Here is a 12,460-nt window from a genome sequence, read left to right on the forward strand (position 1 = left end):
CCGCACGGTGCCGCAGTCTCGGCCGCAGAGCGTTTCGCAGCGTCGGTCGCACTGCGTCGCAGGCAGGTGGTGCCGTGTCCGGGTGATCCTGGCCGGTCGCGGCGATGACGAGAGGGAGTTGATGTGTCCGACGGTATGAGTTTCGAGCTGACCGAGGATCAGCGGCTGATCCGGGATTCGGTGGCCGAACTGACCCGCAAATTCGACGATCAGTACTGGATGGAGAAAGACCGGGACCACGAATTCCCCACCGAGTTCTATCGCGCCGTCGCCGACGGCGGCTGGCTGGGTATCTGTATTCCCGAGGAGTACGGCGGCCACGGTATGGGGATCACCGAGGCCTCGATCCTGGCCGAACAGGTCTCGCGGTCGGGCGGCGGGATGAATGCCGCCACCTCGATCCACATGTCGATCTTCGGTATGCAACCGGTGATCGTGCACGGGTCCGAAGAACTCAAACAGCGCACCCTGCCCCGGGTCGCCCGCGGTGATCTGCACGTGTGTTTCGGCGTCACCGAACCCGGTGCGGGCCTGGACACCAGCCGGATCACCACGTTCGCCCGCCGCGACGGCGATCACTATGTGGTGAACGGCCGCAAGGTGTGGATCTCCAAAGCGCTGGAGTCGGAGAAGATCCTGCTGCTGACCCGTACCAGCAAATACGACGAGGTCGAGAAGAAGACCAGCGGTATGACGCTGTTCCTGACCGATCTGGACCGTGCGCACGTCGATATCCGGCCCATCCCGAAAATGGGCCGCAACGCCGTGTCCTCGAACGAACTGTTCATCGACGATCTGCGCATCCCGGTGGCGGACCGGGTCGGGGAGGAGGGTCGAGGCTTCGAGTACCTGCTCGACGGACTCAACCCCGAGCGGATGCTCATCGCGGCCGAAGCGCTCGGGCTGGGCCGGGTGGCGCTGGACCGGGCGGTCCGGTACGCGAACGAACGTGAAGTCTTCGGGCGGCCGATCGGTAAGAACCAGGGGATCCAGTTCCCGCTGGCCGATTCCCTGGCCCGGCTGGACGCGGCCGAACTGGTGCTGCGCAAAGCAACCTGGTTGTACGACCAGGGCAAACCCTGTGGCCGGGAGGCCAATACCGCCAAATACCTGTGTGCGGAAGCCGGTTTCGAAGCGGCCGACCGGGCGATGCAGACGCACGGCGGTATGGGTTATTCGGAGGAATACCACATCTCCCGGTATTTCCGGGAGTCACGCGTCATGCGTATCGCGCCGATCAGTCAGGAAATGATCCTCAACTATCTGGGGTCGCACGTATTGGGAATGCCGAGGAGTTACTGATGGCAGCGAAGAACGGTTTGTTCGATCTGGCCGGGCGGAGCGCCCTGGTCACCGGCGCCGCCGGGGGTATCGGTTCGGCGGTGGCCCGCGCGTTGGCCGCGCAGGGGGCGGCCGTCCTGGTCACCGATCTCGACGGCGGCGCCGCGACAGCGGTCGCCGAGAAGATCACCGCGGACGGTGGTACTGCGCAGGCGAGCGCACTGAATGTGGCCGATCCGGATTCAGCGGCTGCCGCGGCCCGGCAGGCGTCCGAACTGGGCGGCGGGACGATCAATATCGTGGTGAACAATGCCGGGATCACCGCGCCGGCGATGTTTCCGAAAACCACTCCGGAGTCCATGCGCAAGATCTTCGATGTGCATGTGCTGGGAACGTTCAACTGCAGCCAGGCCGCCCTGCCCTACCTGGCCACCGACGGTACCGGACGCATCATCAATGTGACCTCGTCGGCGGGCCTGACCGGGACGCTCGGCCAGGTCAACTATTCCGCCGCGAAAGCGGGAATCATCGGTATCACCAAATCGCTGGCCCGGGAACTGGCCCGGAAGAACATCCTGGTGAACGCACTGGCTCCGCTGGCAGCGACCCCGATGACCGAAACCATCCGCACCGACGAGAAATTCGCCGAGCAGATGCTCAACCGGATCCCGCTGCGCCGCTGGGCCGAACCGGACGAGGTCGCGGGAGCGTTCGTCTTCCTGGCGTCCGACGCCGCCTCGTTCGTCACGGGGCAGGTGCTGCCGGTCGACGGCGGCATGGTGATGTGATGGCCCCGTCCGGCCCGCTGGCCGGGGTGCTGGTGATCGCGCTGGAGCAGGCGGTCTCGGCGCCCATGTGCACTCGTACGCTCGCCGATTTCGGGGCCCGGGTGATCAAGGTCGAGAACCCGGCCGGTGGTGATTTCGCCCGGCACTACGACGATGTGGTGGCGGGCCAGGCCGCCCATTTCGTCTGGGTGAACCGGGGCAAGGAATCGGTGACCCTCGACCTGAAATCCGAACCGGGGCTGGCGGTTCTGCACGAACTGCTGGCCCGCGCGGATGTGCTGGTATCGAATCTGGCGCCCGGTGCCACCGGGCGGCTCGGGCTGACACCGGCGGATCTGGCCGAACGGTATCCGCGGTTGATCGCGCTGGAGATAGACGGTTTCGGCGCCGGTGGCCCGCTCTCGCACAAACGCGCCTACGACCTGCTGGTCCAGGCGGAGTCCGGGGTGTGCTCGGTGACCGGGCGCCCGGGTGAACCGGCCAAACCCGGCCCGGCGGTCGCGGATGTGACCACCGGCCTGTACGCGGCACTGTCGATCCTTGCGCAACTGTGCGGCCGCTACCGCGAGACCGGCCCCGCGGGCGGGGCGATCAGTATCAGTCTCTTCGACACCATGGCCGAGATGATGGGCTACCACCTGAACTACACCCGGCATTCGGGCGTGGAACAGCAGCCGCTCGGGATGAGTTCGCCCGCGGTCGCACCGTACGGCGCCTATGCCACCGGTGACCGGCAGACCGTGGTGCTCGGTACCACCAACGACCGGGAATGGCAGCGGCTGGCCCGGGAGATCCTGGCCCGGCCGGATCTGGCCGCCGACGATCGTTTCCGGAGCAACTCCGACCGGGTGCGCAACCGTGCGCTGCTCGACGCGGCCATCGGTGACTGGTGCGCCCGGCACACCCTCGCCGAAGTGCAGAAGGCCGCCGACGCCGCCGGTATCGGCAACTCGCGGTACAACACGGCCGCCGAGATGATCGACCACCCCCAGCTCGCGGCCCGCGACCGCTGGCGCGAGGTCGACAGCCCCGGCGGTCCGGTGCCCGCTCTGCTACCGCCTGCGGTGATCAGCGGGTTCGATCCGCCGATGGGCGCGGTGCCGGGGCTCGGTGAGCACACCGATGCCGTTCTGGCGGAACTGGGCCGCTCGGCGGCGGAGATCGGCGAACTGCGTCGCGGCTCGGTGATCGGGCCCGAATACCACGCCGCTGTTTCCGGGGAGCGGTCGTGAGTACCGAGGCGACCGACGGTGGATCGGCCACCGGCGAACCCGAACTGCTGGTCGCCGACCGGGCCGGGATCCGGACGGTGACACTGAATCGCCCGCACCGCAGAAATGCGATGACCTGGGCGATGTGGCGAGACCTGGCGGATGTGCTGCGGGACACCGGCGGCGACCGGTCCGTCCGCGCCCTGGTGCTCACCGGCGCCGGTGGCGCGTTCTGCTCGGGCGCCGATATCTCGGTACCCGATGCCCGGCATCCCATGGACAAACTCCGGATCTTCACCGATCTCGCGCTGCAACTGCACGAACTGCCTACGCCCACCGTCGCGAAGGTGACCGGTCCCGCGGTGGGCGCCGGCTGGAACCTCGCACTGGGCTGCGATCTGGTGGTGGCCACTCCGGAGGCCACCTTCGCCCAGATCTTCGCCCGGCGTGGACTGTCGGTGGACCTCGGCGGGTCGTGGTTGCTACCGAAACTGGTCGGGTTGCAGCAGGCGAAACGGCTGGCGCTACTGGCCGAGACCGTCGATGCCGCCCGCGCCGAAGCGCTCGGCCTGGTCACCTGGGTGATCGCGAGCGCGGAGATAGACGGGTTCACCGAGGATCTCGCCGCCCGGCTCGCGGCCGGCCCCCCGGTGGCGCTGGCGCAGACCAAGGCCCTGTTGAACGAGGGCGCAGACTCGACACTACGAGAGGCGCTGGCCGGCGAGGCCCGGGCCCAGGGAGTCAATTTCGCTACCGCCGACGCGCCGGAGGCATACGCGGCCTTCGCCGGGAAACGCACACCGCGGTTCACCGGCGCCTGGTCGCTGCCCCCGGCCGGCGGCGAGAAGAGGAGCGGGTAGATGCGGGAAGTGGTGATCGCCGGCGCGGTGCGCACACCGGTCGGCAAGCGGAAGGGCGGGCTGTCGGGTATGCATGCCGCGGACCTTTCCGCGGTGGTGCTGCGCGCACTCGCCGAACGCACCGGCGTCGATCCGGCACTGATCGACGATGTGGTGTGGGGCTGTGTATCCCAGGTCGGCGACCAGTCGAGCAATATCGGGCGCTACGCGGTACTCGCCGCCGGCTGGCCCGAATCCGTTCCCGGGACCACGGTGAACCGGGCCTGCGGTTCGAGTCAGCAGGCCCTGGATTTCGCGGCGCAGGCGGTGATGTCGGGTCAGCAGGATCTCGTGGTGGCCGGTGGGGTCGAGGTGATGAGCCGGGTCCCGCTCGGCGCCGCCCGCGCCACCGGGCAACCGTACGGTCCGGCGGTGCTGGCGCGATACGACGACTTCTCCTTCAACCAGGGGATCTCGGCCGAGCTCATCGCCCGGAAGTGGGGTTTCACCCGCACCGTGCTCGACGAGTACTCCGCGCGATCCCACGACCTCGCGGCCGCCGCCCAGGACCGGGGGGCGTTCGACGCGCAGATCGTCGCCGTCGACGCACCCGCCGGAGAAACCACCGAGGGCGGACAGATCACGGCCGACGAGGGAATCCGGCGCGGTACCACCGCCGCGAAACTGGCGAACCTCGAGCCCGCGTTCCAGGACGACGGGGTCATCCACGCCGGTAACTCCTCCCAGATCTCCGACGGCGCGGCGGCATTGCTGGTGACCACCCCGGAGAAGGCCGCCGAACTCGACCTGACCCCGCTCGTTCGCTACCGCGCCGGCGCGGTGGCCGGAGCCGATCCGGTGCTCATGCTCACCGGACCGATCCCGGCTACGGAGAAGGTGCTGCGCAGGACCGGGCTCACGGTCGCCGATATCGGAGTCCTCGAGGTGAACGAGGCCTTCGCGCCGGTCCCGCTGGCCTGGCTCGCCGAAACCGGTGCCGATCCGGCCTCGCTCAATCCGCTCGGCGGCGCCATCGCGCTCGGGCATCCGCTGGGCGGCTCCGGTGCGGTCCTGATGACCAGGATGATCCATCACATGCGCGACAACGGGATTCGCTTCGGTCTGCAAACCATGTGCGAGGGCGGCGGCACCGCGAATGCCACCGTCGTCGAACTCGTCTCCTAGGAAGAACATGCGTCGCGATCTGTTCACCCCCGACCACGAAGCGTTCCGCGAGCTGGCGCGCGAATTCATCGACAAGGAGGTCGTGCCCCAGTACCCGGACTGGGAGAAGCAAGGGCAGATGCCGCGCGCGGTCTTCCGGCGGCTCGGGGAACTGGGTCTGCTCGGCACCGCGATCCCGCAGGAGTACGGCGGGACGGGAGTGCGCGACTATCGATACAACGTGGTCCTGCAGGAGGAGGCACAGCGGGCCCTGGTGACGCTCAGTACCGTCCGCACCCAGCTGGACGTGATCCTGCCGTACTTCCTCGAATACGCCGACGCCGCGCAGCGACAGCGCTGGTTCCCCGGTCTGGCCGACGGCACCCTGCTCACCGCCGTCGCCATGACCGAGCCCGGCACCGGATCCGATCTCGCCGGGATCCGCACCACCGCGGTACGCGACGGTGCGGACTACGTGCTCAACGGCGCGAAGACATTCATCACCGGCGGTCTGCTCGCCGATCTGGTGGTCGTGGTGGCCCGGACCGCCACCGATCCGGAGAACCGGCGAGCGGGGCTGACCCTGCTGGTGGTGGAGGACGGTATGCCGGGCTTCGAACGCGGCCGGGTGCTGGACAAGATGGGCTGCAAGGTGCAGGACACGGTCGAGTTGTCGTTCACCGACGTGCGGGTGCCGGTGGCCAACCGGCTGGGTGACGAGGGCGCCGCCTTCGGCTACCTCGGCCACAACCTGCCCCAGGAACGGATGACCGTGGCGGTGGGGTCGGTGGCTCAGGCCCGCGCGGCCCTGTACGCCACGATCGATTACGTCAAGGAACGCAAGGCCTTCGGCACACCGGTGGCGTCGTTCCAGAACACCAAGTTCGAACTCGCCGCGATCTCCGCCGAGGTGGAGGCCGCGCAGACCATGGTGGATCGGGCGGTTCGGGATCTGGTGGACGGGGAACTCTCCGGTGCCGATGCCGCGCGGGTGAAACTGTTCGCCACCGAGACCCAGGCCCGGGTCGTGGACCGCTGCCTACAACTGTTCGGTGGTTACGGCTACATGATGGAATATCCGATCGCCCGGCTCTACACCGATGCCCGGGTGGCGCGGATCTACGCGGGGACCAGCGAGGTCATGAAAGTTATCATTGCCAAAGACCTCGGTTTGTGATGTATAGCACAGATGGTAATTTGGTGAGACGTGCGTCACATACGGGTGTTCGACCCTACTGTTTCAGCAGTTGGTTTATCGAACGGAGTACCCGGTGATCGGTTCACGGGATGAGGACAGGGCGGCGAACTGCCTTCCGGACGCCGAAACCGTGGTCGGACCCGGTCTACGCCCGGTCGACATCATGCGCGCACACGCCAGGCGCCATCCGCTGCGGCACCGGCTCGCGATCGTCGCGCCGAACACCGTGGACGCGGTGCGATACGCGGGCGGCTTCATCTTCGACCGCATGATGGGCGGCTGGGAGGTCGTCGCCGTACTCACCGAACACGACGATGTGCGTCCGCTCGAGATCCTGGGGGCGACGGTTCTCGATCTCACCACCGCCATGGCCTCGCCGGTGCACGACACCTGGCCGGAGAGTGTGCTGCTGGCGCCGGATGTGTTCGTCTCGAACGAATGGGTCCGCAAGGGCGCCATCGACTGTCTCGACAAGGGTCTGGCCGAACTCGCGGTCTGGGGCGACGACCTGCCCCCGGAACTCGCCTGCCGGGTCCTCTCGGCCCATCATCGGCTCAGTTCGGCGGCCCAGGCGTTCAAACGATGCGCCCTCGCGGCGGCCGGGGTGCCCGAACAGGAGCGCGAGGACATCGAGGTCTTCCACAGCGGTGAAGTACTGCTCGCGGATCTGCGCGGCAGGCAGGCGCTGGTCCGCGCGGTCTGAACCCGCGCTCCTCGCCGCGCCGTCAGAGACCGGCCGCGAGGAAGCGTTCCGCGAACTGTGACAGTTCGTCCTGCTGCGCGGCCGGATCGGCGGCGGTGGCGCTGACCACCACCCGGGTGACGCCCTGGGCAGCGAAAGCGGCCAGGCGTTCGTCGGTCATATCCAGTCCGCTCCAGCGGGTGTATTCGAGGCGACCGGGGTCGCGCCCGGCCGCGGCGGCGGTCGACCGGGCCAGGTCCCACTGGCTCGCGCGTTCGTCCGGAAGCAACGCCCCGCCCGCGAAGTAGCCGTCGCCCCGGAGCCCGGCGCGGCGGGCGGCAGCCGTGCTGGAGCCGCCGATATGAATGGGTAGCGTGTTCGAACCGAAAGGTTTCGGGAACTGGACCAGGTCGTCGAATTCGAAGAACTCGCCGTGATGGCTCACACCGTCCGCGCCGCCCGACCAGAGCAGCCGCAGCACGTCGATGGCCTCGTCGGCCCGTCGTCCTCGGGTGCGGAAATCGACCCCGGCAGCGGCGGCCTCGGCCGGTAGTGTTCCCAGACCCACCGACAGCAGCCGCATCCGGCCCTTGGACAGCACATCGATCGTCGCCAGTTGCTTGGCCAGTACGACCGGATGCCGGTAGGGCAGCAGCAGCACCCCGGTGCCGAGCAGGATCCGGTCGGTGACCGCCGCGACGAAAGCCAGGGTCTCGAGCGGGTCGGCGAAGGGAAGATCGGGTGGTACCTCGAAATCGTGCAACCGGGCGCCGGGATACAGCACCAGATGTTCGGGCAGGTACAGGCCTTCGAATCCGCAGGCCTCCGCATGCCGCGCATAGGCGGCGAGAGCATCCGGGTCGGTTCCGAAATGGGCCGTGCTGTAACTGACTGCGAACTTCATCGTTTTCCCTTCGGCGGCATCGGCATACCGAGCACACGCGTCGGGGCGTGCCACGACGGTTGCGGTGGGATCGGCGGCCTCGGCGAGGACAACCCGGGACAAGCCGGTGAAAATTCCCGGTGGCGTGATCTGCCGGCGCGCTGGATCGCCGGGTGGGACGGGAGGGCCGTGCCGAGGCGCCGGCACGGTGTGGTCCAGTCCGGTGCTGATCGGCGGAACAGGCGGGTGTTCGACCGGCCGGTCAGAGGGCCGGGTCGATGAGCACCTTGCCGACGGCCCTACCGGCCGCCACCTCGCCGAGCGCCCGGGCGGTGTCCGCCAGACCGAAGACCGCGCCGATATGCGGCACCACCCGGCCCTCGGCGAGTAGATCGGCCACTTCTGTCTCGTTGCGTTCGAATTCGCCCGGATCGATGTCCCGGAACTGGAATCCGAGAATATGTAATCCTTTGACCAAGACCAGGTTGAGCGGGATCCGGGGTACGGCGCCCGAGGCATAGCCGACGGTCACGAATCGGCCGCCGCGACCCAGGGCCCGCAGTGCCGGTTCGGACAGGTCTCCCCCGACGGGATCCAGCACCGCCGCCGCGCCGTCGGGTACCACCGCTCGTAATGCCTCGCGGAGATCCGACCTACGGTGGTCGATCAGATGTTTCGCGCCGTAGGACGCCGCAGCGGCCAGTTTTCCGGGCGTGGACGCGACCGCGACGACCTGCGCACCGAGAATCACGCCCAGTTGCACGGCCGCGAGCCCGACGCCGCCCCCGGCGCCGAGAACGATCACCGTATCGCCGGGGCCGACGCGGGCCACCGACCGCAGCGAGTGGTAGGCGGTCCGATGAGCGACACCGAACGCGGCCGCGGTCCGGTCGTCCACCCCCTCGGCGATCGGGGTCAGGCCGGTGGCCGGGACGACTATCTCGTCGGCGAAGGCCCCGTACAGACCGGTGCCCGAGACTCGGTCCCCGACCGCGAACCGGGTGCAGTCGGTCCCCAGTTCGGTGACAGTCCCGGCGAATTCGCTACCCGGGACGAACGGCGGCTCGACAGCGATCTGATACCGCCCGGCGATCAGTAGCACGTCGGGGAAGTTCGCGGCGGCCGCGCGTACCCGGACGCGCACCTGTCCGGCACCCGGCCGGGGGAGCGGCCGCCGTTCGATCCGCAGCACGTCCGGGGTGCCGTACTCGGGACAGACCACTGCCCGGACGGTCGTCACTTCCCGCGCCACACCGGATCGCGTTTCGCCATGAACGCCGTCGCGCCTTCTTTGGCGTCCTCGCTGGCGAACACCACTGCCTGCCAGTGTCGCAGCCGCTCGGCGGCCTTGGCCGGATCGGTCACCGACAGGCGCACCAGTTCCTTACACGCGGCGACACCGAGCGGTCCGTTGGCGGCGATCCGGTCGGCGAAACCGAGGGCGGTTTCGAGTACCTGATCGGTCGGGACCACGGCATTGATCAAGCCGATATCGTAACCGCGCGCAGCGGTGAACAATTCACCGGTCAATGTCAGCTGGAGTGCGATACCGAGGGGGATACGTTCGGCGATATAGGTGCCCCCGCCGCCGGGAAAAAGTCCGCGCTGTACTTCCGGAAGGCCGAATTTCGCGGTCTCCGCGGCGACGATCAGATCACAGCCCAACAGCAGTTCGAGACCGCCACCGACCGCGGTGCCGTTGGCGGCGCCGACCACCGGGACCTCGACGGCGCCGCGGGTGAGGCGCTGGAAGGCCCGGTTCTCCGGGGTATCGCTGAACCCGACATCCTCGCCACTGGAGAACGCTCGCAGATCCATCCCGGAGCAGAAAGCGCGATCGCCGGCGGCGGTGAGCACCAGCGCGCGGGTGCCGGAATCCTGTTCGGCTTCCAGGATCGCGGCGCCGATACCGCCGATCAGATTGCCGTTGAGAGCATTACGCGCCTGTGGGCGATTCAGTGTGAGCACAGTGACGGGCCCACGCCGCTCCACCTGGAATTCGTCGGCGCTCATGCTGTGTTCTCGGGGCATGTGCGAGGACCCTGCGTGGTCACGCTTCGCTACCGCCTCCGGGTCCGACTCGCTCATGCTGTGTACTCCGTCGTCTCGGTGAGTTCGGCGGCCGATCGCATGAGTTCGGGCACGATCGGGCCGAAGGATTGCAGTTTCACGTCGTCGCCTGCACGCTGGAAACCCTGCTCCAGCACGATCGCGAGTTTCCATTTGGCGAGGATCAGGTAGTAGTCGAGGTCGTCGACCTGCCGTCCGGAGACTTGCGCGTAATGCTCGACCACCTGATCACGGGAGGGCATACCGCGCATATCGACGTAGCCGGATTCGGCGGCCTCGGGGGCGGCGGTATCCGTCGGCCAGCTCTGCACCATCCACGCCAGATCCAGTTTCGGATCGCCGACCGTACCCATCTCCCAGTCGACGACGGCCGCCAGCCGGGCCGGGGCTCCGGCGTGGAACATGACGTTGGCGAACTGGTAGTCGCCGTGCATGAGTCCGGGGATGTAGTCCAGCGGGCGGTGCTCGCGCAGCCAGCGGGTGGCGGTCTCCATCCCGTCGATCTCGCGGCCTTTGATCCGTTCGAAGAAACCGGTCCAGCGTGCGACCTGGCGTTCGTGGAAGCCGTCCGGGCGTCCCAGATCGTGCAGGCCCCGCTCCCGCCAATCCACCTTGGACAGCAGGGCTATCCCTTCGGCCAGCTGATAGGCGAGTCCGGCGCGGGCGGCGAGGTCGTGATCGAAGGGCGCCGGCCAGATCCGGCGGTGATCCATCGGGGACCAGCCGTCCACGAACCCCATCAGGTAAAAGGTCCGGCCGAGCACGGAGGTGTCGGTGCAGACGGCCACCGCGTCTGTGTGCGGGACATCGGTGCCGTCGAGCGCCTCGATGATCCGCCATTCTCGCAGGATCCCGTTGTCCCGGTCGGCCGGTGCCCCGGCCGGTGGTATTCGCAGCACACTGCGGTGCTCACCGCGGGTGATCTCGTAGATCTCGTTCTGTGTACCGCCCGAGAGGAACCGGGTCTCCAGCGGTTCTCCCTTGCCGGGTAGTCCGGCGTCGTCCATCCACTGCGCCAACGGCGCGAAGTCGATCACAGGTTCCCCACTTCGTTCTCCAGATAGCCGGCGTACTTCGCCCGCGCCGCTTCGAGCTTGCGCGGCATCCATTCCGTGGGCCACAGATCGTCGCTGGGCCGGTGGTCGCGCAGTACCTGTTTGGCGACGGTCATCTTGTGTACCTCGGTGGGGCCGTCGGCCAGACCCATCACCCCGGCGCCGCGGATCATGGTGAAGAACGGCAGTTCGTTGGTGGTACCGAGCGCACCGTGCACCTGCATGGCCCGCCAGGCGATATCGTGCAGCACCGTCGGCATGACGACCTTCACGGCGGCGATGTCCTTGCGGACCTTCTTGTAGTCGTTGTACTTGTCGATCTCCCAGGCCGTGTAGAGCACCAGTAATCGGAACTGTTTCAGCTGGGCGTAGGAGTCGGCGATATAGCCCTGGACGAATTGTTTGTCGGCGAGGCGGCTACCGGCGGTCTCCCGGCTGAGCGCGCGTTCGCACATCATGTCCAGAGCCTTCTGCGCGAGTCCGATGGTGCGCATAGCGTGATGGATGCGGCCGCCGCCGAGCCGGGTCTGCGCGATCACGAACGCCTGCCCCGCCTCACCGAGCAACGCCTCGGCCGGAACACGGACATCGTCGTAGTGGATCAGTGCGTGGGAACCGTCGTTCAGCGGTTCCCCGGCCAGGCCGATATTGCGTTCGATGCGGATTCCGGGAGTGTCGGCGGGCACCAGGAACATCGACATCCCCTGGTAGGGGCTCACGTCGGGGTCTGTCACCGCCATCACGATGAGGAACGCGGCGGTGCGGGCATTGGAGGAGAAGAATTTCCAGCCCTTGATCACCCAGTCGTCGCCGTCGCGTACCGCGCGGGTGCGGAACAGGGTCGGGTCGGCGCCGGCCTGCGGTTCGGTCATCGAATAGCAGGAGAAGAGTTCGCCGTCGAGTAATGGACGGAGGTACTTCTCCTTCTGGGCCTCGGTCCCGTAGTGCGCGATGATCTCGGCGTTGCCGGTATCGGGCGCTTGGCAGCCGAAGACGATCGGTGCCCACGAGCTGCGGCCCAGAATCTCGTTGAGCAGCGCCAGTTTCAGCTGGCCGTAACCCTGTCCGCCGAGATCCGGACCCAGATGGGTCGCCCACAGGCCCTGTTCGCGGACCCGTTGTTTGAGCGGATCGACGGCCGCTCGCCGCGCTCCCGCCAACGGTACGAACTGTTCGTGCGGCCAGAGGAGATCCAGTGGTTCGACCTCATCGCGTACGAACGTGTCGGCCCAGTCCAGCTTCGCCTGGAAGTCGGGTTCGGTGTCGAAATCCCATGCCATTTGCGCCTC

General features: G+C 67.7%; 12 protein-coding genes. 7 read left to right on the forward strand and 5 right to left on the reverse strand.

The features are described 5' to 3' along the window. The first annotated feature begins 135 nt into the window (after nucleotides 1-135). The 7 genes from ACWCPQ_RS10915 to ACWCPQ_RS10945 all read left to right on the forward strand — a co-directional run bounded on the left by ACWCPQ_RS10915 (nucleotide 136) and on the right by ACWCPQ_RS10945 (nucleotide 7,184). Nucleotides 136-1,302 (forward strand): acyl-CoA dehydrogenase family protein, encoded by a 1,167-nt coding sequence (locus ACWCPQ_RS10915; RefSeq protein WP_449897373.1) that lies wholly within the window; start codon nucleotides 136-138, stop codon nucleotides 1,300-1,302. Continuing rightward, nucleotides 1,302-2,069: an SDR family NAD(P)-dependent oxidoreductase gene (locus ACWCPQ_RS10920; protein ID WP_449897087.1), complete on the forward strand. Its 768-nt coding sequence runs from the start codon at nucleotides 1,302-1,304 to the stop codon at nucleotides 2,067-2,069. The genes ACWCPQ_RS10915 and ACWCPQ_RS10920 overlap by 1 nt, the downstream gene beginning before the upstream one ends. Beyond that, nucleotides 2,069-3,301: a CaiB/BaiF CoA transferase family protein gene (locus ACWCPQ_RS10925; protein ID WP_449897089.1), complete on the forward strand. Its 1,233-nt coding sequence runs from the start codon at nucleotides 2,069-2,071 to the stop codon at nucleotides 3,299-3,301. The genes ACWCPQ_RS10920 and ACWCPQ_RS10925 overlap by 1 nt, the downstream gene beginning before the upstream one ends. Further along, nucleotides 3,298-4,140, forward strand: a complete 843-nt coding sequence (locus ACWCPQ_RS10930; protein ID WP_449897091.1) for an enoyl-CoA hydratase/isomerase family protein — start codon at nucleotides 3,298-3,300, stop codon at nucleotides 4,138-4,140. Before ACWCPQ_RS10925 ends, ACWCPQ_RS10930 begins: the two co-directional genes overlap by 4 nt. After that, nucleotides 4,141-5,304 (forward strand): thiolase family protein, encoded by a 1,164-nt coding sequence (locus ACWCPQ_RS10935; RefSeq protein ID WP_449897093.1) that lies wholly within the window; start codon nucleotides 4,141-4,143, stop codon nucleotides 5,302-5,304. It abuts the gene before it with no gap. A 7-nt stretch (nucleotides 5,305-5,311) separates the two neighbouring features. Further along, a complete protein-coding gene (locus ACWCPQ_RS10940; RefSeq protein WP_449897095.1) occupies nucleotides 5,312-6,460 on the forward strand; it encodes an acyl-CoA dehydrogenase family protein in 1,149 nt (382 codons plus the stop codon). Between the two features lie 94 nt (nucleotides 6,461-6,554). Next, nucleotides 6,555-7,184 (forward strand): hypothetical protein, encoded by a 630-nt coding sequence (locus ACWCPQ_RS10945; protein WP_449897097.1) that lies wholly within the window; start codon nucleotides 6,555-6,557, stop codon nucleotides 7,182-7,184. A 22-nt stretch (nucleotides 7,185-7,206) separates the two neighbouring features. On the opposite strand, the gene ACWCPQ_RS10950 is transcribed toward ACWCPQ_RS10945, so the two are convergent. From ACWCPQ_RS10950 to ACWCPQ_RS10970, 5 genes are all read right to left on the reverse strand, one after another. Then, complete coding sequence (locus tag ACWCPQ_RS10950) at nucleotides 7,207-8,067, reverse strand: LLM class F420-dependent oxidoreductase (protein WP_449897099.1); 861 nt, start codon at nucleotides 8,065-8,067, stop codon at nucleotides 7,207-7,209. A gap of 241 nt (nucleotides 8,068-8,308) precedes the next feature. Then, on the reverse strand, nucleotides 8,309-9,268 hold the full coding sequence (locus ACWCPQ_RS10955; RefSeq protein ID WP_449897101.1) for an NADPH:quinone oxidoreductase family protein: 960 nt from the start codon (nucleotides 9,266-9,268) through the stop codon (nucleotides 8,309-8,311). Nucleotides 9,269-9,282: 14 nt separating this feature from the next. After that, nucleotides 9,283-10,059, reverse strand: coding sequence for an enoyl-CoA hydratase-related protein (locus ACWCPQ_RS10960; RefSeq protein WP_449897102.1), 777 nt, complete (start codon nucleotides 10,057-10,059; stop codon nucleotides 9,283-9,285). Nucleotides 10,060-10,130: 71 nt separating this feature from the next. After that, entirely contained in the window at nucleotides 10,131-11,123 is a 993-nt protein-coding gene (locus ACWCPQ_RS10965) for a phosphotransferase family protein (RefSeq protein ID WP_449897375.1), read from the reverse strand. 26 nt (nucleotides 11,124-11,149) lie between these two features. Then, nucleotides 11,150-12,451: an acyl-CoA dehydrogenase family protein gene (locus tag ACWCPQ_RS10970; protein WP_449897104.1), complete on the reverse strand. Its 1,302-nt coding sequence runs from the start codon at nucleotides 12,449-12,451 to the stop codon at nucleotides 11,150-11,152. Between the last annotated feature and the right edge of the window lie 9 nt (nucleotides 12,452-12,460).

The organism is Nocardia sp. NPDC001965, assembly GCF_053594175.1.